This window comes from Arthrobacter methylotrophus, assembly GCF_039539965.1.
GTDB classification, from domain to species: Bacteria; Actinomycetota; Actinomycetes; order Actinomycetales; family Micrococcaceae; genus Arthrobacter; species Arthrobacter methylotrophus.
This window is the reverse complement of sequence record NZ_BAABED010000001.1, coordinates 1,293,483-1,319,802: the sequence shown is the minus strand read 5'-3', so window position 1 is coordinate 1,319,802 and position 26,320 is coordinate 1,293,483. Positions and strand designations below refer to the sequence as shown.

Sequence of the window (26,320 nt, the reverse complement as noted above, 5' to 3'; positions counted from 1 at the left end):
GTAGCCAGCCGGAATCCGCAACACCGCAACCGGCCGAACGACGGCAGTTGATGCAAAACGATCCGTTCAGCCAGCCTGCCTACACCGACAGCTTCTACGAGGCCGTCGGAGGGCACGAGACTTTCGCGAAGCTCATCGATGTCTTTTACGACGGCGTCGCCGGAGATCCATTGCTCCGGCCAATGTACCCCGAACTAGACCTCGCCCCGGCGAAGCGACGGTTCCTCATGTTTCTTGAGCAGTATTGGGGCGGTCCGGGCACCTACAGCGCGGAACGCGGGCACCCCCGCTTGAGGATGCGGCACATGCCCTTCCAGGTGACACCGGAAGCCAAGGACCGCTGGCTCTTCCACATGCGCGCGGCAGTGGACTCCCTCGGCTTGTCGCCTCTTCACGAAGGTACGCTGTGGGACTACATGGAGCGGGCTGCGCTCACGATGGTCAACAGCCCATCGGTCCAGAAACCTTAAGCGGCTCAGCGAGCCTGTAAGCCCAGTCGGGATCCGGATCGTGCCAGAATGTGGCCCCGGGTCCCGCTGAGCCGGAACCAACGGCCGTTGCGGAAGAGCCTGTGTTCACCGTCGCCAAGGAAACCGAGCGCCAAGGCCGCGAACGCCGCGCCTGCGGGTACGCCGTCGAGTCCTGGAATCTCCCGCCCCCACACTGTTGCCCTGGCATTGTTGACGATCAACGCACCAGGCTGATCCGGAACAATCCCGGCCACCTCGGCAATGCCGGCATTTGCGACTGACTTGAGTTCGGCGTCGGGCACTGAACGCAGCGGCTCCCAGCCGCTGCGGGGCGCCCCGACTCCGGCCCACGATTCGGAAACGGTCGACGGCGGGATCGGAAGCTCGACGTCGTCGGCACCGGAGCGCGCCAGGCGGTCCAGGACCGAGGACAGGGTCACAGTGACGTCCGCATGCGCATCATCGGCGAGGGCGATGGTCCGAAGCCCGAGGATGGTCGGTGTCGCTTCGCCCAGGAGGCGCGGCCTCAGGACGCACACATAGGCAGCCAGGACGCGTCCGGAAGCCTGCAGCCGGATAGCGCCGTCGTCGATGCTCTTGGCTCGCGTGGCGTAGGTGCGGAGATCCGCCAGATCACGGGGATCGACGAAATGGAAGGACTGGGTCAGTACATCGGACACATCATCGACTCTACCGGCATGTCCTCGGTTGAGAGGGGTCCGGGCGGCGTCTAGAGTCGAACCATGACTGACGCGCACGCGGGCCTGGAACATCAGGTTGCCCTTGAGGATCCCACATCCACCCTCATCGAACTACTGTCCCTGGCCGACTTCGACGGCGCGAGGACAGCAGAGGACATCTTCCTTGGGCCGTCCCAAAAACAGCCGCGCCACCGCGTGTTCGGCGGACAGGTGCTGGCCCAATCGCTCGTGGCCGGTATGCGTACTGTGGAGGAGGACCGCACTGTCCATTCCATGCACGGCTACTTCCTTCGTCCCGGAGACGCCAACCAGGCCATCACTTTCAGCGTTGAACGGCTCCGCGACGGACGCTCATTCTCCGCGCGACGGGTGCACGCGTACCAGGAGGGACAACCGATCCTGTCGATGACCGCCTCCTTCCAGACCGAGGCAGTCGGCGTTGAGCACCAGTCCGCGATGCCGGCCGGAATTCCGGATCCCGAAACCCTGCCAAGTACCGCGGAAATCCTGCAGAAGTACGACCATCCGCTCGCGCGCCACATGTCCTTCGAGCGTCCCTTCGACGTCCGCCACGTGGACCCCGCACTTTACGTGGAAGCGCCCACGGAGCACGTAGCCAGCAACGCAGTATGGATGAAGACCTTCGGCCCGATGCCGGATGACCCCAATCTTCATCTGGCAGCCCTGGCCTACGCGAGCGACTACACCATCCTGGAATCGGTGTTGCGCAAGAACGGATTGAGCTGGATGACTCCGGGCATGAGCGTGGCGAGCCTCGACCACGCCATGTGGTGGCATCGACCGGTCCGAGTGGACGAATGGCTACTGTACGTACAGGAGTCCCCCAGCGCCCAGGGCGCCCGCGGGCTGGCCACCGGCAAGATCTTCAGCCGCGATGGACAGCATGTCGCCACCGTGGCGCAGGAGGGCATGCTCCGGATTCCGCGGTAGCTGCCGCTTTTAGCGTAGCTGCGGCGTAACACAGAAGGCCGGCGCCCCGGGATATTCCCGGGGCGCCGGCCTTCTCGAGGCGTATCGCTCTTAGTCGCGAGTCAACTTGCGGTGCGTGACACGGTGCGGCTTGGCCGCGTCCGCGCCAAGGCGCTCCACCTTGTTTTCCTCGTAGGATTCGAAGTTACCCTCGAACCAGTACCACTTCGACGGGTTTTCCTCGTCACCTTCGTAGGCGAGGATATGGGTGGCAACCCGGTCGAGGAACCACCTGTCGTGAGAGACCACTACCGCGCAGCCGGGGAACTCGAGCAAGGCGTTCTCGAGGCTGCTGAGGGTTTCGACGTCGAGGTCGTTGGTGGGCTCGTCAAGCAGCAGCAAGTTTCCGCCCTGCTTGAGAGTGAGGGCCAGGTTCAGGCGGTTACGCTCACCGCCCGAGAGCACTCCGGCCTTCTTCTGCTGGTCCGGTCCTTTGAAGCCGAAGGCGGCCACGTAGGCACGCGATGGCATTTCAACGTGGCCCACCTGGATGAAGTCCAGGCCGTCGGAGACGACCTCCCACAGGGTCTTGTTGGGATCGATGCCGCCGCGGCTCTGATCAGCGTAGGAGATCTTGACGGAGTCACCGATCTTCAGGTCGCCGCCGTCAAGCGGTTCCAGCCCGACGATCGTCTTGAACAAGGTGGTCTTGCCGACGCCGTTGGGACCAATGACGCCGACGATGCCGTTTCGGGGCAGGGTGAACGACAGGCCGTCGATGAGGGTTCGGTCTTCGAAGCCTTTTTGCAGGTTCTTCGCCTCCAGGACCAGGCCACCAAGACGCGGTCCCGGCGGAATCTGGATTTCTTCGAAGTCGAGCTTTCTGGTGCGATCGGCCTCGGCTGCCATTTCCTCGTAGCGGGCCAGACGGGCCTTCGACTTGGTCTGACGGCCCTTGGCGTTGGAACGGACCCACTCAAGTTCTTCGGTCAGGCGCTTGGCTTGCTTCGCGTCCTTCTTGCCCTGGATTTCCAGGCGGGCGCGCTTCTTCTCCAAGTACGTGGAGTAATTGCCTTCGTAGGGGTACAGGCGGCCGCGGTCCACTTCACAGATCCACTCGGCGACATGGTCCAGGAAGTAGCGATCGTGAGTGATGGCGAGGACGGCACCAGGGTAGGACGAGAGGTGCTGCTCCAACCACAGAACACTTTCTGCGTCCAAGTGGTTGGTGGGTTCGTCAAGGAGCAGGAGGTCAGGCTTCTGGAGCAGCAGCTTGCAAAGCGCTACGCGGCGGCGCTCACCACCGGACAGGACAGTCACGTCAGAGTCGCCCGGCGGGCAGCGGAGTGCGTCCATGGCTTGTTCGAGCTGGGAATCAATGTCCCAGGCATCTGCCGCGTCGATGGCTTCCTGGAGGTGGCCCATTTCCTCCAGCAGGGTGTCGTAGTCGGCATCCGGGTTGGCCATTTCCTCGGAGATCTCGTTAAAGCGCTGGATCTTCGAGTAGATCTCGCCCACGCCTTCCTGGACGTTGCCCAGGACGGTCTTTTCCTCGTTCAGGGGCGGCTCCTGCAGGAGGATGCCCACGGAGTAGCCGGGGCTGAGGCGGGCTTCGCCATTCGACGGTGTGTCGATGCCGGCCATGATCTTCAGGATCGTGGATTTGCCGGCTCCGTTCGGGCCCACCACACCGATCTTCGCGCCAGGGAAGAACGACATGCTGACATCGTCCAGGATTAGTTTTTCGCCAACGGCCTTGCGAGCCTTGGTCATCGTGTAAATGAATTCCGCCATGCCGTTAAATCTAATGGGTGGCAAGGCATAACTCACATTCGTGCCTGCTAGCGCGAATCTCCCACGAAGCATTTGCCACTCGCCAGCACGGGCAGCACGGACACTGAGACCTGGCCTTCCCTGATCTCGCCCATGACGCAGTCCTTGTCCAATCTGGCCGCTGCCTCAATGGCGTCGACGTCCAGACCGGTCGGTGTCTTGCTGGCGCTCACCTCCAACGTCGGGGCAGGAATACCGGCCGAAACGAGTTGCGATCGCAATGCTTCTTGCGTCGGTTTGGGGGATGTCGCAGCAAGGGTCGTCAGGGCGGCCTCCATGGTCTGCTTCAGGGTCGCCGCGCCCGCGCTGAGCGAAGCCGATGCTGGGGGGTTTCCGGCACTGGGTGTGACAGCCGGAGTAGCACTGGCTGTACTCGAAGGGGCACGCGATGAGGCCGGCGTACTTCCTGACACCACAGGAGCAGGTGCCGTGCAGCCAGCCACCAGCCCGGCCACGAGTAACGGGACTGCAAGCAGCAAACCCGGGCTTCCGGCCGCGTGGCGGCGTCCTGATGGTTTTCGCGGCGTTCCCCTGCTCATCACCCGGCCATTCTGCCATGCGGCGCACTATCTGCCGCACCGCATGGCATCCGCGGATATCCGCGGCGTCCCCTCTTTCGGCACCAGCGTCATTTCAGGCCCGGGCGTCCACAAGTTCTCCGGTGCCAGCATGAACAAGAACCGGCTCATCGTTTTCTCCGGCCGAAAGAATAACTTCCCGCTCGGCTGCAACACCGCCGTCCTCGTCGTCAAGCGGGCCGTCTTCACCCTCTTCATCCGCCGAAGGCCAAGGGTTTTCAGGCTCCACCCCAGCGGCCGCGGGCATGGTCTGCGGGCTGGTGCCACCGGAGGTCCGGATGAAGTTCGCCGAGCCCCACATGAGGTCGTGCCCCACCGACTCGGCCACGATTTCGGCAACATGGTAGATCTTGCCGTCGTGTTCCCATTGCCTCAGCTTGAGTTTCCCGACCACGATGACCCGCTGGCCCTTCTTGACGCTGCATCCGATGTTTCCCGCGAGATGCCTGAACGCTTGAACGCTGAACCAATTGGTGTTGCCATCCACCCAGGCATCGTTCGCGCGGTCGAACCTGCGCGCAGTGGAGCCAAGCCGGAACGAGGACGTCCCCGTCCCGCCCGGGGTCGTCGAACTCCTGGGTTCCGAGGCAACGAATCCCCGGACAGTGATGATGTCATTCATAGTCTTGTCCTAACGTGAGTTGAGCTGCCTGTCTGGCTCTTTCAGCTTCACGTGCCGCGAACTTCCGCGGGAGTATCCACTTCGCGTATGTGGATAGCCAGACCCCATCGCCGCCTGTGGGGGAAGAGTCGCGGACCATGCTGAGCTGGCTACACAGGCTGCTGCCGCAATGTAAACTCTTGATGGCGCCTCAGCCACGTGCTGTGCGTGCGTCGCCTGCCTCGGTAGCTCAGAGGATAGAGCAGGAGCCTTCTAATCTCTTGGTCGGGGGTTCGATTCCCTCCCGGGGCACACAAAGAGCGGCTCTGGCCTGCGGAAACGTAGATCAGGGCCGCTCTTGGTTTCGTTAGGCCGTGAAGACCCACGGCCTAACGCCCAAGCCAATCCGTGTCGTCCGACCTCGCTGCGCCCTAGGCTGTTCCCATGGTCCCGAACGTGGCCGGCTCCGTTATCGTCACCACCAACTCCGCGACCTGGTCCGACGTCGAAAAAATCTTCGACGTCTGCGGCGAGTAGTCGTGCTGTTGGTGCCGATGGTTCGCTCTCGTCGGCCAGGATTGGAAGACCACTCCCCCTCATGCACGGAAGCAACAGCTCAAAGCCAAATTCGACGACGGCCCCGAACCCGGCGTCCTGGCGTTCCGGGGCGGACAAGCAATCGGCTGGTGCGCGGTCGAGCCGCGCAAGCGCAGTCCGCGTATCGAGCGATCCCAGATCCTCAAGGCCGCAGGAGCAGGCGCCGCGGAAGGCGCTGGAGTGTGGTCCGTGAGTTGTTTCGTGGTCTCTCCCGGCCACCGCCGGAGCGGTGTGGCCGCCGCATTGCTGAATGCCGCCGTCGGGCATGCCTTCGCGCATGGCGCCGAGATCGTGGAAGGCTACCCCGTTGATCCCTCGCTTCAGCCCAAATCCGGTTCGGCCGATCTCTACCAAGGAACGGTCAACTTGTTCGCGGACGCCGGTTTCACGATAGTTTCCACAGCGGTACAGGGAAGGGCGCTCATGCGCTCTGGGCGCCGACTTTGACCGGCCCGGATTCCAAAGCCCCCGCCTACGGCAGTGTCAAAATAAGCGGACCTTCCGCGGTAATCGCAACCGTATGTTCGCTGTGCGCCGCACGACGGCCGTTGGCGGAGCGCAAGGTCCACTGATCGTCGTCGTGGTAATAATCATCGCTCCCACCCAGGATCAACATCGGCTCAATAGCGATGACCAAGCCCTCCACAAGCTTCACGCCGCGGCCCGGCCGGCCGATGTTCGGCACGCTCGGTTCTGCGTGCATGGTCCGGCCAATGCCGTGTCCACCGTGATCGGCAAGGATCCCGTAGCCACTCCGCTTGGCCTCCCCGCCAACGGCGTACGCAAGGTCGCCCATCTTGTTTCCCACCCGGGCGGCCTCGACTCCGCGGGCGAGCGCGGCCGCCGTAGCATCGATCAAGTCCTGATCCACCGGATCCGGACTACCCACAATAAAGCTGATGGCGGCGTCCCCGCACCATCCCTCCACGAATGCCCCGCAGTCGACGCTCAGCAGATCGCCGTCCCGCAAGACGTATCCGTTCGGGATGCCATGCACCACGGCGTCGTTGACGCTCGTGCAAATGACCCCTGGGAACGGCGTAGACGCCCACCGCGGACGGTAATTCAGGAATGCAGGCTTGGCTCCGGCGGCTTCGATGACGGAAACCGCGATGTCATCGAGTTCCTTGAGCGACACTCCAACCGCGGCTTGCGAACGAACCGTGGAAAGCGTGTTGGCAACAACCCTCCCGGCTTCGCGCATGAGCGCAATCTCTTCTGGCGTCTTGACCATGGACATAACAAGCCTCCGAATCGGGGGGAACAAGGGGCCTGAGCCGCGAAGGGAACTCTTCCCACCACTCTATGGGCGCCCCGACGCCAGTCAACCGGGTGGCGCGTCCGAGCCTGCGCAGGAGTGTCCTAGAGTCGATGTATGGAACACCGAAGGATCGCTCTTATCCGGGAACGTCTGCATGCGGAGGCGGATCCTGACCGCGCACAAGCGGCACAAGCGTACATGAAATCATCCATGCCTTCCCTCGGGGTCAGAGTCCCTGTAGTCCGCCGCATAGTCCTGGCGACCGCGAAGGAACTGCCTTTCGAGTCGCCCACCGAACTGCGTGACGACGTCCGGCAGTTGTGGCGCGACGCCGCCTGGCGGGATGAACGCTACGCAGCCATCGATCTGACCTCACTCAAGTCCGTTGCCAAGGACCTGGAGATGTTGCCGCTCTACGAGGAAATCATCCGGACGGGTTCATGGTGGGACTTCGTAGACGGAGTCTCCGACCGCATCTGCGCCCTTCTGCAGCACCACCGGAGCACGCTGACCCCTCTCCTGCGCGAGTGGGCAACGGACGAAGACCTCTGGATCCGCCGCGCCGCCATCACCTCCCAGCTCAAGGCAAAGTCGGCAACCGACAAGGAACTTCTCGCCGCGGTGCTCGACGCCAACCTCACCGACAAGGAGTTCTTCATCAGAAAGGCCATCGCTTGGGCACTAAGGGAGTACGCCAAAACCGATCCCCTATGGGTGCGGAATTACGCGGAAGCCCGGCGAACCGGACTCAGTCCTTTGTCAATGCGAGAGGCGATGAAACACCTCGGCTGAATCGGGTTCAGGGCTTTGGTTTGAACTTCAGAATCCCTCGACGCGGGCGGAACAATACGTGGGTCTTCTTGTCGTAGAACACGAGGTAGGCAATGAAAAGGACCGCAATGGCGATGGCCACCCCACGCACCACCGCCAGGGGAATCCACGGGAAGACACTCAATTGGTCTGTCAGAGCGATAAGGGTGAAGAACGCCGTCAGATAGAAGACCGTGCGAAGCTGCGGGCCGTCCGCGATACCCGTCACCGTAAAAAACACCAGCAGCCAGACCATGTACCAAGGCTGGATGACCGGCGCAAGCACGACGACGGCGGCGAAGGCCCAGGCCATGCGCCGGAGCACGGTCTTGTTGAACTCGGACTCGCCGTCGGTCGGCGCACGCATAGCGATCCCGCGACCCGGCGTACGCACTGCGAGCCAAACAATGGCAAGCGCCGAAACCGCCGTTCCGATGGTTTGGATCACGTCAGTCACCGGAACGCCAGGACCGTCGAAAAGTCCCACGACGAAGCCCGCTGTATGGGCCAGCAGACCCACCGGTGCGTACCAGATCCACACCGCTCCAGGGGTTTGCAGGGCACCAAGCCAGCCAAATCCCAAACCGTTCACCATACCCGTGGCGGCCAGGAGGCCCATGGACAAGGCCAACGTAGCCGTCCAACAGATCATTCTTCGGCCCCAACCGGCGCGGGCACCAGCCCACAGCAGCCCGGCGAAAGGCAACGCGATCAAGGTAATTGGCTTGATCGCAATCGAAGCGGTGATCAGCACGATTCCAAGCACGGGTCGCTTGACCGAGGCGAAATACAACCCGGCAACAACAAGTCCCAACATCAAGGAGTCGTTATGAGCGCTGGCGATGAAGTTGAACAAGAGCACAGGGTTGAGGACCCCGAGCCAAAGCGCCCGCTCCGGGTTCACGCCATGGAGCGCGGCCAAGCGGGGAACGTACACGGCAAGCAGCAAGACTCCGGCCAGCGCAGCCAGGCGGAAGGGAACCAGGGCAAACTCGGGGACGCCTGCGCTCAGCCACACGGCTCCCTGTTCAAACCATAGCCACAGCGGACCGTACGGTGTGGGTGCTTCCGTCCACATTTTGTCGGGTCCGAGCGAAAAGTAGTTACTCAGCGCGGAAATGCCGTTGGTATACGGATCCACGCCTTGCTCCATGAGCCGGCCCTGGCCGATGTAGGCGTAGGAGTCCCTGCTGAACAGCGGCAAGCTGAACATCAACGGAACTGACCACATCCACAACGCACGCCGGAGCACTGGATGCGCCGAGCCGTTCCATCCGCCGATCCGTTGTGCAATTCGCAGCCACGAGCGCAAGAGCAAGAGTGCCCCGAGGCAGAGCATCACCGTGCACAGGATCACTCCGACCGGAGATGTCCTGGCCATGATGAAGAGGGGCGTACGGATCAGGGCACTGCTGCTTGCGAGCCAACCAACACCAACAGAGCCGACCACCATGAGCAAAGACCCGATGAAACCCTGAAGGATCGCCGTCCTTGCGGCCTTTGCGATGACCGTAGCGTGCGCCGGCGCGTTGGAGCCGTCAAGCGCCTCTGGATGAGCCAACGAACTCCTCACCTCACGCTCGCGAAACTTCGACAAACCATCAAACAAAATCCTGTCCGGTTCCCTGCCGCCTCCCGGCCAAAATGGATTCGCCGGCTGCCATGGATTATTGCAACTCTAGCATCGTCGCCCGCAGCCTCCCGGGAGTCTGCAGCCCACGGGTCGGCCTGCGAAAGTGGCCTGAGATAGGATGGAACGGGCCTTATGTCGATGCCGAAGACCCCCAGCCATGCTGTTCCGCCATGAGATTGGACGGAACCGGTGTTGTCTGCAGTGGCCGGTACCGCTAAGGCTTGCGGTGCCCCTGTGACGATTACTACGACAAGGATCCTCCCATTTCCACGGACTCATTCTTCAGCGCGCTCACACGGTTCCGTCATCGTGTTCTTCCAGCTTCCTGGGAGGCGAAGCTCAATACCCCCAAAGGCCTGCTGGCGGCCTTCTGCGTGGTGCATTTGGTGTTCCTCGTGTTCGCTTTGACCATTTCTCTCCATGGAGAAGCGTTCAGCGACACCTTCATCTATCGGGAATGGACCTCTGCGGGGTTCAGGGATGAAAACCTCAGCAGCGGACCTAGTCCATGGGTCTACCCCATCTTGGCCTTGATACCGATGGCCATCGCCGGGTTGGCTGGACCTGGCCCGTTCTTCTTCCTATGGGTGGTCATGATCACCGTGCTCGACGGCGTGGCTATCGCCAAGCTCACGGGGTGGGGACGGCGTAGGGAGGCAATCCCGGCTGCATGGTGGTGGCTGGTGTTCGTCTTCATCATGGGCTGGCTGGGATTCGCCCGGGTGGATGGATTTACCGCCCCCATCGTACTGATCGCGTTGGCGTACGGGGTGTCGAACCCTTTCATAGCCTCGACGCTTCTGAGTGTTGCAACCTGGATGAAGGTCTGGCCGGCTGCCGTGCTGCTCTCCTTGTTCACTGTAGTCAAGGAGAGGACCCGCGTCGTTGCAGCCGGTATTCTGACCAGCGCTGTGGTGATTGCCCTGGCCGCTGCCGTGGGGGCCCTCCCCAAGCTCCTCAACTTTCTCACCCAACAAGGCGATCGTGGCATGCAACTGGAAGCCACTTTCACCACTCCTTGGTTGTGGCTCTCGGTCCTCCATGTCGGTGACGCCCGGATGTACATGAACACGGACATCAACTCGGTGCAGGTGGACGGCCCGGGAACACCGTTCATGTCACAACTGATGCAGCCGCTTCTTGTGTTGGCCGCGCTCGTGGTGGCTGCCCTGATTTTTTGGGCCCTGCACAACGGCAAACGAAGCGGTGGGGCTGACCGTACGGAACTATTGTTGGCTGGCTCCCTGACCATGGCCACCGCCTTCGTGGTCTTCAACAAGGTCGGATCCCCACAGTTCATGGTTTGGCTGGCTCCGGCTGTAGCCGTCGGACTCGTCCACAGCCGGAGGGAATGGCGCGTCCCCGCAGCCATGCTCATTGCCATTGCTGTGGCGACCTACTTTATCTACCCCCTCTTCTACGATGCCCTCAGCCATAACAACCCTTGGATGGCCTTGGTTTTGACTGTGCGCAATGCCTTGCTCGTGGTGCTCTTCTGCTGGTCCGTACGCCGGCTGTATCTTTTGGGCAAGAAGACCACGGCGAATGAACCGGCCGGTGTCGGCAAGGAGATCTGAGACTTCCGTTCGATTCTTTGGCGGGCTGGTCGCGTGTGCGGCCAGCCCGCCGTCATCTTTTCGGAACGCGTGCAGCGACACCGGAGTCGAATGCGGTCCAAAGCCCGGCGCAGTACCCGCTATTCGGAACGCCTGAGCCGTTGCTCGAGCCTGCGGAGCAATTCCCCGGGAGTGGACCGGATCAACAATCTACGGGTATGCACGTCCAGGACCATCAGGTAGATCGCGAATCCCACCGCCACCACGTATGACAAGGACGAGGCCTTGACGTTCAACTCGACGAAGGACAGCACTGAGAGCTGGTCCTGCGCGCCGAACGCCACGAAGAACGTGACGGCGACATAGAGGCATTTGATCTGCCAGTCATCCCGGATGCCGGTTACCGCGAGCAGCGGTATGAACCACAGGATGTACCAAGGCTGGATGATGGGAGCGAGCATGACGACGGCGGCGAACGCCAGAGCCGCGCGTCGCACCAGTCGCGAATAGTCCCCACGGAACATGAGAACCACCACGAGCGCCATGCCGGTCCACTTCAAGAGCGTGCGAAGCCCGGACGCCACCGTTCCGCCGGGCAAGCCCAAGAGATTTGCGATCACGTCGACCTGTTGGCTCAGGAACCCGGAAGGCGAGAATGCCGTGTAGCCGGGGGTGGGATCGAGGATGGCCCAGGCCCACCCGAAGCCTAGGTTGTACGGGATTCCGCTCACGGCCAGCACACCGAAACTGATGGCCGCCGTCGCGCCCCAGAAGAGGAACTTGCGGGTCCAATTCGCCGCTGGACCCGCCCACATCAGGCCGATGAAGGGCAGGAGAAGCACTGTGATCGGTTTGATACCGATGGAGGCCGTGACGAGGAGAAGACCGGTGATATGGCGCCCGGTGGCCGCAAAGTACATTCCTGCCACCGCGAGGCCCACCAGCAGGGCATCGTTGTGGGCGCTGGCGATAAAGCTGATGAGGAAAAGCGGATTCGCCACGGCGATCCACAGTGCGCGACCAGGGTTGATTCCGTGCAGTTCGGCCAGCTTGGGAACGTAGATCACGCAAAGCAGCACTCCCCCTGCCGCCAGGACACGAAAGAGCAGGACGGAAAAATCGGGCTGGGCGTTAGTGATACCCACTACCCACCTTGCGAGCCATAGGAAGTATGGTCCGTAGGGCGTCTTGGCCTCGGCCCAGGCGGGGTCCGCTCCGAGGGCAAACCAGTTGCTGAGCGAGGATATGCCTGCTGTGTAGGGGTTCTGGCCTTCAAGGACCAGCCTTCCCTGGCCGGTGTAGGCGTACACGTCGCGCGAATAGATAGGCACGGCGAACATCATGGGCGCCGCCCACGCCGCAACTGCGACAACCACCGATCGGACCGAGCCCGGGCCCCAGTCCTTGAGCCTTTGACCTAGCCTCAACCAAGACCTGACCAAGAGCATGGCGCCGGCAGTCAACAGGATGGTGGAAGTCGTAACGCCCCAGCCCTCCGTGCGCAGGGCGATGACAAGCGGGTGTCGGATCATCGGCGATCCGTTGGCGATCCAGCCCGCGCCGATCGAACCGACGAAGATCATGAGAGAGCCGATGAATCCTTGCCAGATGGCCACGTAGGCCTTGACCCTGGGTGAACCGATGCCCGCAGCACTGGGAAAATGGGCGCCTGCGGCGATCCTCTCCGACGGCACCGCGGGTTCCTTTGCCTCATCCCGGCTGTTTGAGGTGCCCACGCCCGATCCGCCTGCCGTCATGATATTCCAGTCCCTAAGTACATTGGTCCAGCTCGTCGAGGCAGGCAACAACCGCTCGACAACGGCCCAGTTTACCAGCCGGAGTCCGCCGCAGACGCGCAATCGGGCGCTCCGCCACGCTTCCCACACAGCCGAACGGTAGGCTTGGCAGGTGCCTATTACTAATGAACGCATCGTCTGGATCGACTGTGAGATGACCGGCCTGGACCTTGAAAACGACGCCCTGATCGAGGTTGCGGCTTTGGTCACCGATTCGGACCTCAACATTCTCGGTGACGGCGTCGATGTCGTCATCAAGCCTGTTGACGCCGCCCTTGAGCAGATGAACGACTTCGTCCGCGACATGCACACCCGTTCGAAGCTCCTGGACGAACTCCCTCATGGCAAGACCATGGCGGAAGCTGAAGCAATCGTCCTTGAGTACATCGAGAAGTGGGTACCCGACCCCAAGAAGGCGCCACTTGGCGGAAACTCGGTTGGAACCGACCGGATGTTCCTCGCGCGTGATATGCCCAACATCGTCGAGCACCTTCACTACCGGGTCATCGATGTCAGCACCATCAAGGAACTCTCGCGCCGCTGGTTCCCGCGCGCGTATTTCCAGTCACCTGCAAAACATGGTGGCCACCGCGCCCTCGGCGATATCAAGGACTCGATCGACGAGCTTCGGTACTACCGCGAGGCGGTCTTCGTCCCGGCGCCAGGACCGGACACAGCAACGGCGCAGCGGATTTCCAAGCAAGTTACAGCCGGCCCGGAAGCTCCCCCCGGCACGTGATCTGCAGCACCTTTTAGGGAAATTTGACCCAAACCGTCGAAACTGGCGAAACCACCCCTCAAGACGGGGTATAGTTTTTGTCGTTGCCTCCGCAGCTTGCGGGTCACTCCGGAAGCATCAAGAGGCACATGGTGGGCGTAGCTCAGTTGGCAGAGCGCCTGGTTGTGGTCCAGGAGGTCGCGGGTTCAACCCCCGTCGCTCACCCTCATGAGATCGGTGAAGTTCGTCGATCGCAGCCAAAGGCCGTACTGGTTATCCAGTGCGGCCTTTGCTTTGTCCCGGCCGATTCCGGCCTTCCAGGCCAGAGAACCAGAGGAACACTTGACATGACCGTTCTGCCAGTCACGATCTGGGGCGAGCCCGTGCTTCACCGCCGGGCGGCCGAGGTTGAAGTGTTCGACGACGAACTGCGCACCTTGATTGCCGACATGTTCGAGACGAACGAAGCCGCCAACGGCGTTGGCCTGGCAGCACCCCAGGTGGGAGTTGGCAAGCGGCTCTTCGTCTACAAATACCCCAATGACGACGACGCACCGGACGAAGGGGTGCTCGTGAACCCGGTCCTGACACTGTCAAAAATCCCCGGGTCTCTTCCTGACCCGGAGGAAGACGTCGAAGGCTGCCTGTCCTTCCCCGGGGAGCACTACCCGCTGCAGAGGGCGGAGTGGGCCCGCGTACAAGGCTTCGACGGCGAGGGCAAGCCGGTGGATTTCGTGGCCACTGGCTGGTTCGCGAGGGTCATGCAACACGAATTCGACCATCTGGACGGCAAGCTTTATGTGGACCGTCTCATCGACCGCTACGCCAAGAAGGCCATGAGGCAGGCCAAGAAGAACGGCTGGGGAGTGCCGGGCCTGAGCTGGATGCCGGGCGTCGACCCAGACCCTTTCGGACACTGATTGGAGACGCGGACCGCGCTATTGCTGTCCGGCCCGTCCCTGCGACACTCGCCCCGTCACATCGCCCTGATGGTCTGCTGGCCCGGGCACGAGCCTAGGACACGCTTCATGGCGTCCTTCTCCGCTTGGGTGATCCAGAGCAGGTACGCAGCCTTGACGGAAATCTGCCGCGCCACATAGTGGCAACGAAAGCCCTTGTTCGCAGGCAGCCAGCTGGCGGCGTCGCTCGCGCTCTTCTTTACGTTGGCGGGGCCGTCAACGGCAATGAGGTTCAAGGGGTCATTGGCGAGACTCTGGCGTTGTTTCGCCGTGAGGTGCTTGGCACCCTTCTGCCAAGCATCGGCAAGGGCCACCACGTGGTCAATCTGTACGGCACTGCTGCTTTCCGATCCCCTGCGGAAATGGATGTCCTCGCCCGCATAGGGCTCGCGGAGTTGCCCGGACGCAACCTTGCACTTGGAACCCGCGGTGAACTCCACCGACGTTAGGTCCCGCCGGAGGATGTCGTTTCGGGTATCGCAGCCGTTACGGTCGACGTCGAGCCAAGCCTGGCCGAATTGCTTACGGTCGTAGTCGTCGTTGGCAGCGCGTCCCTTCACGGAAAGCGCTTCGAGGACATCAGCGGCTGAACCGACGGGAACGGGCTGTACGGACTCCACCGGCCTCATCCAGCTCGAGTCGAAGACGGGAGCCTCCGTGGGTCCATTACCGGGGGCTTCGGCCATGGCGAACTGGCCGCTGGTGAAGAACCACGCAATGCCGGCAACGCCAGCCGCGACTAAGAGGAACAGGAGCACCCAAGCCTGACGAGACTGGCGGCGGGCGCGTCGATAGGCGGCCCAAGTGGTGCTCAAGGGATTGCGTCCTTTCGGCGAAGACTACGTCCCTCGAGACTAATTCAGGGCAGCGACAGCCAATGCCGATATCCACAGTGGGGAGGACAGGTCACTATGTGAATAATCACAACGCGGGACCAACCCGCCCGCTCAGGGCGCTGAGTGAGACGGGCTACTGCTCCTTGGTGACCCGATGCAGGTCTTCGGCCGCCAGCTCCAGGAGCGACTCCAGCTGAATGACCCGGTCCTCGACGATCTCGCCAGCGGCGAACGCCGTCTTGGCTTCAGCGAGCAGGCGCAGGGCCTCCTTATGATTGGAGCGCGCTAGGTCCAATGCGTGTTCCAAGGTGGTTTCATGTTCCAGAATCGTTTCGCGTTCCATGCGTCCATTCTGGTCAGGTTTCCCGACTGATACCAACGCATCAGCCGGGAAAACCCTGTGAATTTCCTGACGCAGTCCGGAATCGGCTAGACGCAGTCCAGAATCGGCTAGACGCCGGCGGTCGCCAACGCGGTGTCGGAATCCGTGCCGAGAGCGACGCTCTTCGCCGGGAACGACGGCGGGTTCACGCCGGCCATTTCTTCCATGACGCGCACTACCTGGCAGGAGTAGCCGAATTCGTTGTCGTACCAGACATAGACCACGAGGTTCTTGTCGTTGGCGATGGTGGCCAGGCCATCCACGATGCCCGCACGGCGGGAGCCCACGAAGTCCGTGGAGACAACCTCGGGCGAATCGATGAAGTCGATCTGCTTGCGTAGCTCCGAGTGCAATGACATCTCGCGAAGGTAGTTGTTCACTTCCTCCTTCGTGGTCCCCGTCTCCAGGCTCAGGTTCAAAATGGCCATCGACACATCCGGGGTCGGCACCCGGATCGCGTTGCCGGTCAGCTTGCCCTGCAGCTCGGGCAGGGCCTTGGCCACGGCCTTGGCCGCACCCGTTTCGGTGATGACCATGTTCAGGGCCGCCGAACGCCCGCGCCGGTCGCCCTTGTGGAAGTTATCGATCAGGTTCTGATCGTTCGTGAACGAGTGCACGGTCTCCACGTGCCCGTGGATGACGCCGAACTTGTCGTTGAGTGCCTTCAGCACCGGGGTGATCGCGTTCGTGGTGCACGACGCCGCGGTGACGATCCTGTCCGAGTCCAGAATCGAGGAATGGTTGATGCCATGAACGATGTTTTTCAGCTCACCCTTGCCCGGAGCCGTGAGCAACACCCGTGCCACGCCCTTGCTGCGCAGGTGCTGGGACAGGCCCTCGGCATCGCGCCACCGGCCCGTGTTATCCACCACCAAAGCATCCTTGATGCCGTAGGCCGTGTAATCGACAGTGGAAGGGTTCTCCGAGTAGATAACCTGGATCTGCACCCCGTTGGCCGTGATCGTGTTGGCGGCCTCGTCCACGCGGATGGTGCCTTCGAAGGAACCATGCACCGAATCCCGGCGCAGCAGGCTCGCGCGCTTGACGAGATCGTTCTCGGCGCCCTTGCGCACCACGATCGCGCGCAGGCGCAGGCCATGCCCGCCGCCGGCCTTCTCAATCAGGAGCCGGGCCAGGAGCCGGCCGATGCGCCCGAAACCATACAGCACCACATCCGTACTGCTCCGGTCGTCCGCGCCCCGACGCCCGAGAACCCCGGCCAGCTCGGCCCGGAGGAATTCCTCCAAAGCCAGGCCACCGCCGTCGGACTTGAACTTCTCGTTCAACCGCGCAATATCAATCGCCGCGGCCCCGAGCTCCAGCCCCGCCAGGATGTTCAACAACGGCGCCGTCTCCTCGAGCAGCAGCTCTTCCTTGCTCATCCGACGCGCGAAACGGTGCGCCTTCAAGATGCTCATCGTGGACTTGTTGATCAGGCTGCGCCCATGGATGCTCGTCACCACATTGTTTTCCCGGTACAACCGGCCAATCACCGGAATCATGGCCTCAGCCAACGCTTCCCGGCCCATCCACGTATCAAGACAAGAATCTGACGACTGGCTCACAGAACTACCTTCCTAGGGTCAGCTACATACGTCCTCGTAAGTAGATGGCGGCCGCCCGGAGTAATCCTGCGGCACTGGTATCGGCGGGACTTCGGTCTGCCCGGATACCTCGAACGATGCAAAGGAAAACCGCCGGCTGCGAACGCAGAACCGGCGGTGGAACCTCTACGTTCAGTGTCCATTCTAAGGTCTGGCACACGAGGCATTGGTGGCCGGAATGCGTGAATTCACTCACACAAGGCTGAGGGATGGGTTGACCGATACGCCGGGTTCTGTCCTCCCGCGCCGTTGCCGGCGAAGGAGTGGCGACCATCCATCTACGAACGCCGTTGCCGACGCCCTCCAGCGGCCTACCCGGACACTCGGGCGAGCAGCCCTCGATCGTGCCCTGTCTGGCCTTGCTCCGGGTGGGGTTTACCTAGCCTCCTTGGTCACCCAAGGAGCTGGTGGTCTCTTACACCACCGTTTCACCCTTACCTGCTGTCTGCTTGTGCTGGCACAAGCAGACGCGGGCGGTCTGTTTTCTGTGGCACTGGCCTGCGGGTTACCCCGAGTGGGCGTTACCCACCACCCCGCTCTGTGGAGCCCGGACGTTCCTCGAGCCACTCACATGGCGCGCGGTCGCCTAGTCAACCCATCCGCCTTACAGTCTACCGGCGTCGGGCCCTGCCCTCCGACCCGGCAACGGGCGCCTGTACTTGGGCAATACAGCTAATATCGACTGGTGCTGATTCTCCTGCCACCCTCCGAAGGCAAGACCCCTGCTGCCAAGGGCCCCGCCGTCGAATGGGATTCCCTGAGCTTTCCCGAACTCAACAGCTACAGGACCAAAGTACTCGACGCCCTGGGCTTGGTCAGTGCGCACGAGGACGCACTCGCCCTGCTGGGGGTGGGCGCATCGCTGCGGGACGACGTCGAACGCAATACCCGGCTGCATGCCGAACCAGCGGCCCCGGCCCATCAGGTGTATTCCGGAGTTCTCTACGACGCGCTGGGGTACAAGACCTTGACCCCTGCGCAGCGCCGCAAAGCGACTGAGTCGATCCTCGTGATTTCCGCCCTGTGGGGCGCCATTGGCTTCGGCGACCGGGTGCCCGCCTATCGCCTTTCCATGGCCACAGCACTGCCCGACGTCGGACGCCTCGCGTCTTTCTGGAAGCCGCAGCTCACGCAGGCCCTCGCCTCGCAGGTGGAGGGCGAGCTGCTGGTGGACTGTCGCTCGAGCACCTACGCCGCGGCATGGGCTCCGCCCGCGGCGCAAACCGTCTCCGTCAACGTCTTTTCCGAGTCCAATGGCAAGCGCACTGTGGTCAGTCACTTCGCCAAGCACACCCGCGGCGAGCTGGCCCGGCATCTGTTGAGTCGTCGAGGCAAGGCTCCAGCAACGCCCGGACAACTGCTCAAGGCTGCCTCGGAAGTCTGGACCGCGGAGTTGACGGAAGGCACGGCACGCAAGCCGCACTCCCTCAGCATCATCCTCCCCAACTAGCTCGCATTTGTTGTCATTATGAGGGCTCATTACGACAACAAATGCGAGCTAGTTGGGACGGGAACAGGCGGCTAGTTCCACTCGGCGGAGCGCACCAGGATGCAGCCCGAATCGGGGCAAAACACGATGTCGTCCTCGGCCGCAGCTTTTACCTCGGCAAGGTCGCCGGGACTGAGCGTCATCCCCGAGCCTTCAGACTTGCCATGGAATAACCGGGCAGCACCCACCCCGCGCTTGGCAAGGGTCTTTTCATAGATAGCCAGCATCCCGGCGTCGAGCCCTTCGGCGAAGCCGGTCCGCTGAGCGCGCACCTCCGTCTCTTCAGCGACGATCTCGGCGATCGCGGCGTCGAGATCGGAGCGGATCCCGGAGAAGGAACCTTGGATGTCATCGACGATCTGCTGTTGGGCCGCCTGCCGCTCCCTGAGCACGTCGAGTCGCTCGAGGATTTCCAGCTCGACATCCTCGAGGTCCGAGCGGCGCTTGTTCAGAGAGGCAATATCGCTCTGCAACGCCACGAGATCCTTGGAGAGTCCGGTGCCGCTGTTCAGCCTGGCTTCGTCCCGCTCAATACGGCTAGCCACTTGCTCGACGTCAGCCTCTGACCTGCGCAGCTCGGCTTCGGCGTCGTGGACCGCGAGCTTCGCCGCCCCGAGGGCCCCGTTGGCCACACCGAGGGCGTCCTGGAGATCGGTGATGCGGGGATCGTTCTCCAAAGTACGACGGCGGCTGGCCAAGGATTTGAGCTTCGCATCCAACCCCTGCAGTTCGAGCAATTTCAACTGTTCCGCCGGTGCTGCCTTGGCCACGCTTACCTCCGCTTGATCGTGCCGGGGATGACATTCAACCCCAGCCAGGCCTGGGGCCTGTTTGAGTCGACTCTAGCGCCTAGCGTGCTCCTCTGCCTCGCCACGTCCCCATCGGCTCCCAAACCTCGCTGCGCTCGGCGTGGGTCCCTCGCCGGTGTGGGCCCGGCGAAGGACCTCGCACGCCAGGCTTAGCCGGGAGTCAGAATGAAGTCCCAGGGATCGCTGTTGGTGGAAGCGACCCGGATCTCGACGTCGTGCCCTTGGTCCGCGAGCACGTTGCCGAGCGCTTCGGCCGCCGCGGGCAACCACAGCCATTCACTCGCGAAGTGCGAAACATCAACGAGGTACGGCCTGCCGTCGACGGCTGCTTCGCGTGCTTCGGACGCCGGGTGGTGGCGCATGTCCGCGGTGACGTAGATGTCCGCTTGGCTGGTGCGAACAGCGTCGAAGAGACTGTCTCCGGCACCACCGCAAACGGCCACGCGCCTGACCAGTCCGTCTTTGTCTCCGGCAACCCGCACGCCACCGGCCACCGAGGGCAGGATCTCGAATACGCGCGCAGCGAACTCTCCGAGGGTCATGAGTTCGGGGAGGTCTCCCACCCGTCCGATGCCTTCTTCCGGCAAGCCGTGGGCCGCGGGGGCCAGCGGTACAACGTTGTCGAGCCCGAAGGCGTCGGCAAGCACGTCGGAGACACCCCCCACGGCTGAGTCCCCGTTGGTGTGAACCGTCAGCAGCCCGGTACCCGACTCTATGAGCCGATGGACGGCAAGGCCCTTGGCACTCGTGGCGGCAACGGAGGTGACGCCTTTGAGGAGCAGGGGATGGTGCGTGACGAGGAGTTCGGCACCCCATTCAATGGCTTCCTCGATGGCGGCCAGGGTGGGATCCACGGCAAACATGATCTTGGTGACGGTGGCGGTGGGGCGTCCGACAACCAGCCCAACCTCGTCCCAGTCCTCTGCGAGTGACTCCGGCCAGAGCTCCTCCACCGCCAATAAGACCTGGCCGAGGGTGGGGGTACTGGTTCTTGAAGTTCCGGCTGCACCGTCTTCCGGTTCTTTCCCGGATCCTGTATCTGCAACCGCGGTGTTCACAGCTTCCATGCATTACATTCTTGCGCATTCGGTGCACATGACGCGCTTGCGGCCAGAGTACTGTTCCAGATTCTTGGCGGTGACCGGTTCTACGCCGTCACAGTCCCGTAAGGTTGTGCGGGAATCATCCGGGACTCCCAGCCATTGAAGAGATCATGAAAACTTTTGTACTTGGTGGAGGCTGCTTCTGGTGCCTTGATGCTGTCTATCAGAAGACCAAGGGCGTCAGTTCCGTGGTCTCCGGATACACGGGCGGACACATCCGCAACCCCGACTACTACGATGTCTGCTCCGGCATGACCGGCCATGCGGAGGTTGTCGCCGTCACTTTCGATGACGACATCATCCCCGCAGACATCATCCTCGACATGTTCTTTGCCCTGCACGATCCCACCACGCTCAACCGCCAGGGCTACGACGTTGGAACCCAATACCGTTCCTCGATGTTCTATAGCACCACGGAAGAGAAGATCCTCTTCGAGGAAGCCATCCTCCGGAACCAGGAACTGTGGTCCAAGCCGATTGTGACCGAGGTCAGCAGGCTGCCGGTCTTCTACGAAGCCGAATCCATCCACCAGGACTACTACGCCAAATTCCCGGAGCAAGGCTATTGTCAGGTGATCATCAATCCCAAGCTCGCCAAGGCCCGGAAATATTACTCCTCGTGGCTCCGCGCGTAGCAGCGTGTACCACCGCTCGTTAGGCTGACCTCAGCAATAGCTATTTCAGCGAATTCAGAGAATAGGCATGATTACATGGCACGGATCTACGACGACGTCACCCAGCTGATCGGCGGAACCCCCCTGGTCCGCTTGAACCGGCTCACCGAAGGCTTGGATGCCACGGTTGCCGTGAAGCTGGAGTTCTACAACCCCGCCAACAGCGTGAAGGACCGGATCGGCGTGGCCATCGTTGATGCCGCCGAGAAGTCCGGCGCGCTGAAGCCTGGCGGCACCATCGTCGAAGGAACTTCCGGCAACACCGGCATCGCGTTGGCCTTGGTTGGCGCTGCTCGCGGTTACAAGGTCATCTTGACCATGCCGGAAACCATGTCCACCGAGCGCCGCGTCATGCTGCGCGCCTACGGTGCCGAGATTGTCCTGACCCCCGGCTCGGAGGGCATGCGCGGCGCCGTCGAAAAGGCCCAGGAGATCGTGGCCAACACGGAGAATTCCGTCTGGGCCCAGCAGTTCGCCAACGAGGCGAACCCGGAAATCCACCGCACCACCACTGCCGAGGAAATCTGGGCGGACACCGACGGCGGAGTGGACATCTTCGTCGGCGGCGTCGGGACGGGCGGTACGATCACCGGCGTCGGGCAAGTGCTGAAGGAGCGCAAACCCGGAATCCAGATCGTGGCCGTGGAGCCCAAGGACTCCCCTATCCTGAACGGCGGCGCCCCCGGGCCGCACAAGATCCAGGGCCTCGGTGCGAACTTCGTTCCGGAAATCCTGGACACCAACGTGTACGACGAGGTCCTCGACGCAACCCTCGAGGACTCCGTTGCCACAGCGCGCGCCCTTGGCACCAAGGAAGGCATCCTTGGCGGAATCTCGGCCGGCGCGGCTGTCTGGGGTGCCCTGGAACTGGCGAAGCGTCCGGAGAACAAGGACAAGCTCATCGTGGCAATCGTTCCCGACTTCGGCGAACGTTACATCTCCACCGTGCTTTTTGACGATATCCGCGGCTGATTGCGGACTCCGCGCCGCCGCTTTCTTTCATTTCCTGTAGAAAGGTCTTTGTGAGCTTCTTCGCAAGACTAGTGGAGGACCTCGAGGCCGCCCGGTCACATGACCCGGCGGCCCGAGGCTCCTTTGAGAACTTTTTCGCGTATTCCGGACTGCACGCCATCTGGGCGCACCGCTTGACGCACAAATTGTGGCAGAACCCTGATCTCCGTTTCCCGGCACGGCTCATTTCGCAGCTTGCCCGGTTTCTGACCGGCATCGAGATTCACCCTGGCGCGACCATCGGCCGCCGGTTCTTCATTGACCACGGCATGGGTGTGGTGATCGGTGAGACCGCTGAAATAGGCGAAGACGTCATGATCTACCACGGCGTGACTCTGGGCGGCCGCTCACTGGCCAAGGTCAAGCGCCACCCCACCATCGGAGACCGGGTCACCATCGGAGCCGGGGCGAAGGTGCTTGGCCCCATCACAATCGGTGCGGACAGTGCGGTAGGCGCCAACGCCGTCGTGGTCAAAGACGCACCGCCTGAGTCGATCATTACCGGTGTTCCCGCAACATGGCGGCACCGCGATGCCAAGAGCGAAACCAAACCGGCCGTCGACCCCGCCGAGTACTACATCGAGTACCGGATCTAGGCGGCAAAACGCTTGTAGGCGTTCCAGAAGACCATGTCGAAGGCCCGGTCCGGGAGCACCCGCCGCAACGCCAAGATGGTCCAGGCTCCCCTGCCCACCGGGTACCGGGTCCGTGGACGGCGGGCACTTGCGGCATGCGCAATGGCACCCGCCACGATCCGCGGGTGTGTCGACAATGCCGTGCCAGACGTCGACGCCAAAGCGGCAGCGACGACCCCTGCCTGCTCCCGGTAAGGTCCCTGTCCGGAGACCGTCAACAGGCTCTCTCCGGCGATGGTTCCCCACTCCGTGTCGGTTCCGGCGGGCTCGATGATGGCCACGTCGATGCCATACGGCTTCAGCTCGAGCCGCAGCGAGTCACTGAGGCCTTCGACGGCGAACTTGGTTGCGTGGTACCACGCTCCCAAGGGTTCATACATCTTGCCGCCGATCGAGGACACGTTGATGATCCTGCCTGATCCTGCGGCGCGCATCGCGGGAATCACCAGCTGGGACATCCGCGCGAGACCGAAGACGTTTACCTCGAACTGACGCCGCCCCTCGTCGAGCGGTACCTCCTCCAAGGAGCCGTAGGACCCGTATCCGGCGTTGTTGACCAGTACGTCAATCCGACCCTGCTCGGCCAGGACAAGGTCCACGGCGGCCTTCATGGAGGCTTCCACCGTTACGTCCAGGGGCAACACCTTGATCCCGTGGGCTTTGAGGGGCTCCATCTTCTCGACCCTCCGCGCTCCCGCATAGACCACCATCCCTGCTTTGCTGAGCTTGATGGCGGCCTCGAATCCGATTCCGGTTGACGCACCTGTGACAAATGCGACGCGTTGCGGCATGGACTGCTCCTCGTCTGGCGGGGGTTGTGGCGGTTCGTGGCCCACCTACGGCAAAGGCCGGCGCCTCCCACAGTATCGGGGAAGTGCCGGCCTTTGTTAGTAGCGAAGCGGGGCAGCGAGGTCCCTAGTGCGTGTCGACTGCCGAGATTTCGGACTTGTCTTCGCCCCAGAGGGTGTGGAAGGTGCCTTCAGCGTCGACGCGGCCGTAGGTGTGCGCACCGAAGAGGTCACGCTGTCCCTGGATGACCGCCGCGGCAAGGCGCTTGCGGCGCAGTCCGTCGTAATAGGCCAGCGAGGAGGAGAACACCGGAACCGGGATGCCCAGCTGGACAGCCGTGGCCACCACGCGCCGCCATGCCGGCAGCGCACCGGCAATCGCCTTGGTGAAAGCCGGAGCGAACAGCAGGTTGGCCGGCTTCTCTTCGGCTGCGTAGGCGTTGGTGATTTCCTTCAGCAGCTCGGCACGGATGATGCAGCCACCGCGCCACAGCGAAGCGATTTCATCCAGCTTCAGGTCCCAGCCGTACTCCTTGGCAGCCGAGGTCAGCATGTCCAGGCCCTGGGCGTACGAAACGAGCTTGGAAGCGTACAGCGCCTGGCGGACGTCCTCGACGAAGTTCCCGGGAACCTCGACGGCGATTTCCTCCCCGGCAAGCAGCTCCTGACCCAGCTTGCGCTGCTCCGCCTGGGAAGACAGGGCCCGGGCGAAGACCGACTCCGCAATGCCCGAAACCGGAGAACCGAGCTCCAGGGCGGAGATGACCGTCCAGCGCCCCGTACCCTTCTGCCCGGCAGCGTCCACGACGACATCCACGAACGGCTTGCCCGTCCTGGCATCAACGTGGCCCAGGACCTCCGCGGAAATTTCGATCAGGAACGAAGCGAGTTCGCCCTTGTTCCACTCGGCGAAGATCCTGGACTGCTCGGCCGGCTCGATGCCCGCACCCGAGCGAAGGAGATCGAACGCTTCACCGATGACCTGCATGTCGGCGTACTCGATGCCGTTGTGAACCATCTTGACGAAGTGCCCGGCACCATCAGTGCCGATCCACGCACAGCACGGCTTCCCGTCAACCTTGGCAGAGATCTTCTCCAGCAACGGACCCAGAGCGTCGTAAGACTCCTTGGAACCACCGGGCATGATCGAGGGGCCGTTGAGCGCGCCCTCCTCGCCGCCGGAAACACCCACGCCCACGAAGTGCAGCTCCTTCTCAGCCAATGCTGCTTCCCGGCGACGGGTGTCCTCGAAATGCGAGTTACCGGCGTCGATCACAATGTCACCAGGCTCCAGCAAAGGAACGAGCTGATCGATCACAGCGTCAACCGGCTTGCCGGCCTTCACCATGATCAGGACACGACGGGGCTTCTCCAAGGAATCAACGAGCTCCTGGAGGGTTTCCGTGCGGATGAAGTCACCATCCGTGCCGTGCTTAGCCAGCAGGGCGTCGGTCTTCTCGACGGAACGGTTGTGCAGAGCAACGGTGAAACCGTTGCGGGCCAAGTTGCGGGCCAGATTGGCGCCCATCACCGCGAGGCCGGTGACACCGATGTGTGCTGACATCAAAACTCCAATTCATTCTTGTGCATTGAGTCCTGCGGAGAGCGAGGAAACGCTTTCTAAAGCAGTAGCTGCGATAAACCATACGTATTCGGACCACGTCCGGGAAAGTTACGCCCGCGTTTCCGCGTCACAAAAGAGTCTATGTGGCGAGCTCGCGCCGCGGGAGTTGCCAGGCAGCCGGGCTACCGATGCCGGTGCTGCCAACGCCACTATGCTTACCACTATGTCAACCAGTCTCCACTACCGCGCTGTTGAGCATCTTGGTACCCGGATCGTCGGCGGCAAGTTGCCTACGGGTCATGTCATGTTGGCCGAGCACCTGGAGGACGAGCTCAAAGTCTCACGGTCGGTGGTACGTGAGGCTGTAAGAGTACTGCAGTCATTGGGACTGGTGGAAACCATCAAGCGCGTTGGCATCCGCGTCCTTCCGGCCCATCGCTGGAACCCCTTCGATCCGTTGGTCATCCGCTGGCGGCTGGCAGGGGAAGGCCGCGGCGCACAGTTGCGTTCCCTCGCCGAACTCCGCTCCGCCGTCGAACCCGTAGCCGCGGAACTGGCTGCGGAGAACGCACCTGAGTCGCTGCGCAGGGAGCTGTTGGAGATCTCACTGGCCATGCGCGAGGCCGGCCGCGCGGGCGACATGCCCACTTTCCTGGATCTCGACATCCGTTTCCACGCGCTGGTGCTTTCCGGCTCCGGCAATGAGATGTTCGCGAACCTGGTCGGCCAGGTCACCGAGACGCTCACCGGCCGGACGGTCCACGGCCTCATGCCCGAACACCCCAAGGAAGCCGCTTTGCAGTGGCACGTGGATGTGGCCCAGGGAATTAGCGACAGAGACGGCCCCAAAGCCCGCGAGGCCTCGTCCAACATCATGCGGGAGACCATCGCGGACTTGGCGCCCAGCTGGGAAGGCCAGCCGAGGGTATTTGTTCCCGTCGAGCGGCACTGACGGGTGACCCGCCGGCGCCGCCCGACTGAT

Annotated in this window: 25 protein-coding genes, 2 tRNA genes, 1 other RNA gene and 1 pseudogene; 14 read left to right on the top strand and 15 right to left on the bottom strand. The window is 62.5% G+C overall.

Annotated elements, in window-relative coordinates:
* The first annotated feature begins 50 nt into the window (after positions 1-50).
* Positions 51-470, top strand: a complete 420-nt coding sequence (locus ABD884_RS06470; RefSeq protein WP_345054627.1) for a globin — start codon at positions 51-53, stop codon at positions 468-470.
* A gap of 5 nt (positions 471-475) precedes the next feature.
* Here ABD884_RS06470 and ABD884_RS06465 read toward each other — a convergent pair whose 3' ends face one another.
* Positions 476-1,150, bottom strand: coding sequence for a DUF8185 domain-containing protein (locus ABD884_RS06465; protein ID WP_345040537.1), 675 nt, complete (start codon positions 1,148-1,150; stop codon positions 476-478).
* Positions 1,151-1,213: 63 nt separating this feature from the next.
* Between ABD884_RS06465 and ABD884_RS06460 the strand changes: the two genes are divergently transcribed.
* The gene (locus ABD884_RS06460) at positions 1,214-2,122 is read left to right on the top strand and encodes an acyl-CoA thioesterase (protein ID WP_345040531.1); all 909 of its coding nucleotides are present in this window, start codon (positions 1,214-1,216) and stop codon (positions 2,120-2,122) included.
* A 90-nt stretch (positions 2,123-2,212) separates the two neighbouring features.
* Here ABD884_RS06460 and ettA read toward each other — a convergent pair whose 3' ends face one another.
* The 3 genes from ettA to ABD884_RS06445 form a co-directional block, all read right to left on the bottom strand.
* Complete coding sequence (gene ettA, locus ABD884_RS06455) at positions 2,213-3,895, bottom strand: energy-dependent translational throttle protein EttA (RefSeq protein ID WP_028267482.1); 1,683 nt, start codon at positions 3,893-3,895, stop codon at positions 2,213-2,215.
* Positions 3,896-3,942: 47 nt separating this feature from the next.
* On the bottom strand, positions 3,943-4,473 hold the full coding sequence (locus ABD884_RS06450; protein WP_345040523.1) for a DUF6993 domain-containing protein: 531 nt from the start codon (positions 4,471-4,473) through the stop codon (positions 3,943-3,945).
* Between the two features lie 94 nt (positions 4,474-4,567).
* The gene (locus tag ABD884_RS06445; protein WP_345040519.1) at positions 4,568-5,134 is read right to left on the bottom strand and encodes a single-stranded DNA-binding protein; all 567 of its coding nucleotides are present in this window, start codon (positions 5,132-5,134) and stop codon (positions 4,568-4,570) included.
* Between the two features lie 218 nt (positions 5,135-5,352).
* Here ABD884_RS06445 and ABD884_RS06440 point away from each other — a divergent pair.
* Together ABD884_RS06440 and ABD884_RS06435 are read left to right on the top strand one after the other, a co-directional pair.
* Positions 5,353-5,425, top strand: a tRNA-Arg gene (locus ABD884_RS06440).
* Positions 5,426-5,713: 288 nt separating this feature from the next.
* Positions 5,714-6,157, top strand: a pseudogene (locus ABD884_RS06435) (GNAT family N-acetyltransferase); the annotation flags it as partial.
* A 25-nt stretch (positions 6,158-6,182) separates the two neighbouring features.
* Here the strand turns inward: ABD884_RS06435 and map are convergent.
* Positions 6,183-6,950: a type I methionyl aminopeptidase gene (gene map / locus ABD884_RS06430; protein ID WP_345040507.1), complete on the bottom strand. Its 768-nt coding sequence runs from the start codon at positions 6,948-6,950 to the stop codon at positions 6,183-6,185.
* A gap of 135 nt (positions 6,951-7,085) precedes the next feature.
* Here map and ABD884_RS06425 point away from each other — a divergent pair, with 135 nt between their 5' ends.
* Positions 7,086-7,763, top strand: coding sequence for a DNA alkylation repair protein (locus ABD884_RS06425; protein ID WP_345040499.1), 678 nt, complete (start codon positions 7,086-7,088; stop codon positions 7,761-7,763).
* Between the two features lie 7 nt (positions 7,764-7,770).
* Here ABD884_RS06425 and mptB (ABD884_RS06420) read toward each other — a convergent pair whose 3' ends face one another.
* A complete protein-coding gene (gene mptB / locus ABD884_RS06420) occupies positions 7,771-9,342 on the bottom strand; it encodes a polyprenol phosphomannose-dependent alpha 1,6 mannosyltransferase MptB (protein ID WP_345040494.1) in 1,572 nt (523 codons plus the stop codon).
* Between the two features lie 335 nt (positions 9,343-9,677).
* Here mptB (ABD884_RS06420) and ABD884_RS06415 point away from each other — a divergent pair, with 335 nt between their 5' ends.
* Positions 9,678-10,991 carry a glycosyltransferase family 87 protein gene (locus ABD884_RS06415; protein WP_345054624.1) on the top strand — a complete coding sequence of 438 codons (1,314 nt, stop codon included), beginning with the start codon at positions 9,678-9,680 and terminating at the stop codon, positions 10,989-10,991.
* 119 nt (positions 10,992-11,110) lie between these two features.
* Here ABD884_RS06415 and mptB (ABD884_RS06410) read toward each other — a convergent pair whose 3' ends face one another.
* A complete protein-coding gene (gene mptB, locus ABD884_RS06410) occupies positions 11,111-12,727 on the bottom strand; it encodes a polyprenol phosphomannose-dependent alpha 1,6 mannosyltransferase MptB (protein ID WP_345054621.1) in 1,617 nt (538 codons plus the stop codon).
* Positions 12,728-12,878: 151 nt separating this feature from the next.
* Between mptB (ABD884_RS06410) and orn the strand changes: the two genes are divergently transcribed.
* The 3 genes from orn to def all read left to right on the top strand — a co-directional run bounded on the left by orn (position 12,879) and on the right by def (position 14,404).
* Positions 12,879-13,505: an oligoribonuclease gene (orn, locus tag ABD884_RS06405; protein ID WP_345040488.1), complete on the top strand. Its 627-nt coding sequence runs from the start codon at positions 12,879-12,881 to the stop codon at positions 13,503-13,505.
* A 131-nt stretch (positions 13,506-13,636) separates the two neighbouring features.
* Positions 13,637-13,709, top strand: a tRNA-His gene (locus tag ABD884_RS06400).
* A gap of 122 nt (positions 13,710-13,831) precedes the next feature.
* On the top strand, positions 13,832-14,404 hold the full coding sequence (gene def / locus ABD884_RS06395; protein WP_345040483.1) for a peptide deformylase: 573 nt from the start codon (positions 13,832-13,834) through the stop codon (positions 14,402-14,404).
* 56 nt (positions 14,405-14,460) lie between these two features.
* Here the strand turns inward: def and ABD884_RS06390 are convergent, their stop codons facing one another.
* The 4 genes from ABD884_RS06390 to rnpB all read right to left on the bottom strand — a co-directional run bounded on the left by ABD884_RS06390 (position 14,461) and on the right by rnpB (position 17,863).
* Complete coding sequence (locus ABD884_RS06390) at positions 14,461-15,258, bottom strand: HNH endonuclease family protein (protein WP_345040475.1); 798 nt, start codon at positions 15,256-15,258, stop codon at positions 14,461-14,463.
* 154 nt (positions 15,259-15,412) lie between these two features.
* Positions 15,413-15,622, bottom strand: coding sequence for a hypothetical protein (locus ABD884_RS06385; RefSeq protein WP_345040471.1), 210 nt, complete (start codon positions 15,620-15,622; stop codon positions 15,413-15,415).
* Between the two features lie 107 nt (positions 15,623-15,729).
* Positions 15,730-17,226 carry a glyceraldehyde-3-phosphate dehydrogenase gene (locus ABD884_RS06380; RefSeq protein ID WP_345040468.1) on the bottom strand — a complete coding sequence of 499 codons (1,497 nt, stop codon included), beginning with the start codon at positions 17,224-17,226 and terminating at the stop codon, positions 15,730-15,732.
* 245 nt (positions 17,227-17,471) lie between these two features.
* Positions 17,472-17,863, bottom strand: an RNA gene (gene rnpB, locus ABD884_RS06375) — RNase P RNA component class A.
* Positions 17,864-17,950: 87 nt separating this feature from the next.
* On the opposite strand from rnpB, the gene ABD884_RS06370 reads away from it, so the two are divergent.
* Positions 17,951-18,715 carry a YaaA family protein gene (locus tag ABD884_RS06370; RefSeq protein ID WP_345040460.1) on the top strand — a complete coding sequence of 255 codons (765 nt, stop codon included), beginning with the start codon at positions 17,951-17,953 and terminating at the stop codon, positions 18,713-18,715.
* Positions 18,716-18,786: 71 nt separating this feature from the next.
* Here the strand turns inward: ABD884_RS06370 and ABD884_RS06365 are convergent, their stop codons facing one another.
* Both ABD884_RS06365 and ABD884_RS06360 read right to left on the bottom strand, forming a co-directional pair.
* Positions 18,787-19,524 carry a zinc ribbon domain-containing protein gene (locus tag ABD884_RS06365; RefSeq protein ID WP_345040454.1) on the bottom strand — a complete coding sequence of 246 codons (738 nt, stop codon included), beginning with the start codon at positions 19,522-19,524 and terminating at the stop codon, positions 18,787-18,789.
* Between the two features lie 188 nt (positions 19,525-19,712).
* Complete coding sequence (locus tag ABD884_RS06360) at positions 19,713-20,630, bottom strand: Nif3-like dinuclear metal center hexameric protein (RefSeq protein ID WP_345040443.1); 918 nt, start codon at positions 20,628-20,630, stop codon at positions 19,713-19,715.
* Between the two features lie 146 nt (positions 20,631-20,776).
* Here ABD884_RS06360 and msrA point away from each other — a divergent pair, with 146 nt between their 5' ends.
* The 3 genes from msrA (at position 20,777) to epsC (ending at position 22,947) form a co-directional block, all read left to right on the top strand.
* The gene (msrA, locus tag ABD884_RS06355) at positions 20,777-21,301 is read left to right on the top strand and encodes a peptide-methionine (S)-S-oxide reductase MsrA (protein ID WP_028267497.1); all 525 of its coding nucleotides are present in this window, start codon (positions 20,777-20,779) and stop codon (positions 21,299-21,301) included.
* 75 nt (positions 21,302-21,376) lie between these two features.
* The gene (gene cysK / locus ABD884_RS06350; protein ID WP_028267498.1) at positions 21,377-22,312 is read left to right on the top strand and encodes a cysteine synthase A; all 936 of its coding nucleotides are present in this window, start codon (positions 21,377-21,379) and stop codon (positions 22,310-22,312) included.
* Positions 22,313-22,362: 50 nt separating this feature from the next.
* Positions 22,363-22,947, top strand: a complete 585-nt coding sequence (gene epsC / locus ABD884_RS06345) for a serine O-acetyltransferase EpsC (protein ID WP_028267499.1) — start codon at positions 22,363-22,365, stop codon at positions 22,945-22,947.
* Here the strand turns inward: epsC and ABD884_RS06340 are convergent.
* Both ABD884_RS06340 and gndA read right to left on the bottom strand, forming a co-directional pair.
* Entirely contained in the window at positions 22,944-23,777 is an 834-nt protein-coding gene (locus ABD884_RS06340) for an oxidoreductase (protein ID WP_345040393.1), read from the bottom strand. The genes epsC and ABD884_RS06340 overlap by 4 nt on opposite strands.
* 124 nt (positions 23,778-23,901) lie before the next feature.
* Complete coding sequence (gene gndA / locus ABD884_RS06335) at positions 23,902-25,338, bottom strand: NADP-dependent phosphogluconate dehydrogenase (RefSeq protein WP_345040389.1); 1,437 nt, start codon at positions 25,336-25,338, stop codon at positions 23,902-23,904.
* Positions 25,339-25,561: 223 nt separating this feature from the next.
* Between gndA and ABD884_RS06330 the strand changes: the two genes are divergently transcribed.
* Positions 25,562-26,290, top strand: a complete 729-nt coding sequence (locus tag ABD884_RS06330; protein WP_345040382.1) for a FadR/GntR family transcriptional regulator — start codon at positions 25,562-25,564, stop codon at positions 26,288-26,290.
* Positions 26,291-26,320 lie beyond the last annotated feature (30 nt).

Bases quoted from the DNA above. Each gene is read 5' to 3' on its own strand.
- ABD884_RS06360 (WP_345040443.1), bottom strand. From the start codon at position 20,630: ATGGAAGCTGTGAACACCGCGGTTGCAGATACAGGATCCGGGAAAGAA.
- ABD884_RS06340 (WP_345040393.1), bottom strand. From the start codon at position 23,777: ATGCCGCAACGCGTCGCATTTGTCACAGGTGCGTCAACCGGAATCGGA.
- mptB (WP_345054621.1), bottom strand. From the start codon at position 12,727: ATGACGGCAGGCGGATCGGGCGTGGGCACCTCAAACAGCCGGGATGAG.
- gndA (WP_345040389.1), bottom strand. From the start codon at position 25,338: ATGTCAGCACACATCGGTGTCACCGGCCTCGCGGTGATGGGCGCCAAT.
- ABD884_RS06330 (WP_345040382.1), top strand. From the start codon at position 25,562: ATGTCAACCAGTCTCCACTACCGCGCTGTTGAGCATCTTGGTACCCGG.
- ABD884_RS06445 (WP_345040519.1), bottom strand. From the start codon at position 5,134: ATGAATGACATCATCACTGTCCGGGGATTCGTTGCCTCGGAACCCAGG.
- ABD884_RS06385 (WP_345040471.1), bottom strand. From the start codon at position 15,622: ATGGAACGCGAAACGATTCTGGAACATGAAACCACCTTGGAACACGCA.
- ABD884_RS06425 (WP_345040499.1), top strand. From the start codon at position 7,086: ATGGAACACCGAAGGATCGCTCTTATCCGGGAACGTCTGCATGCGGAG.
- map (WP_345040507.1), bottom strand. From the start codon at position 6,950: ATGTCCATGGTCAAGACGCCAGAAGAGATTGCGCTCATGCGCGAAGCC.
- ABD884_RS06460 (WP_345040531.1), top strand. From the start codon at position 1,214: ATGACTGACGCGCACGCGGGCCTGGAACATCAGGTTGCCCTTGAGGAT.
- cysK (WP_028267498.1), top strand. From the start codon at position 21,377: ATGGCACGGATCTACGACGACGTCACCCAGCTGATCGGCGGAACCCCC.
- msrA (WP_028267497.1), top strand. From the start codon at position 20,777: ATGAAAACTTTTGTACTTGGTGGAGGCTGCTTCTGGTGCCTTGATGCT.
- def (WP_345040483.1), top strand. From the start codon at position 13,832: ATGACCGTTCTGCCAGTCACGATCTGGGGCGAGCCCGTGCTTCACCGC.
- ABD884_RS06450 (WP_345040523.1), bottom strand. From the start codon at position 4,473: ATGAGCAGGGGAACGCCGCGAAAACCATCAGGACGCCGCCACGCGGCC.
- ettA (WP_028267482.1), bottom strand. From the start codon at position 3,895: ATGGCGGAATTCATTTACACGATGACCAAGGCTCGCAAGGCCGTTGGC.
- ABD884_RS06470 (WP_345054627.1), top strand. From the start codon at position 51: ATGCAAAACGATCCGTTCAGCCAGCCTGCCTACACCGACAGCTTCTAC.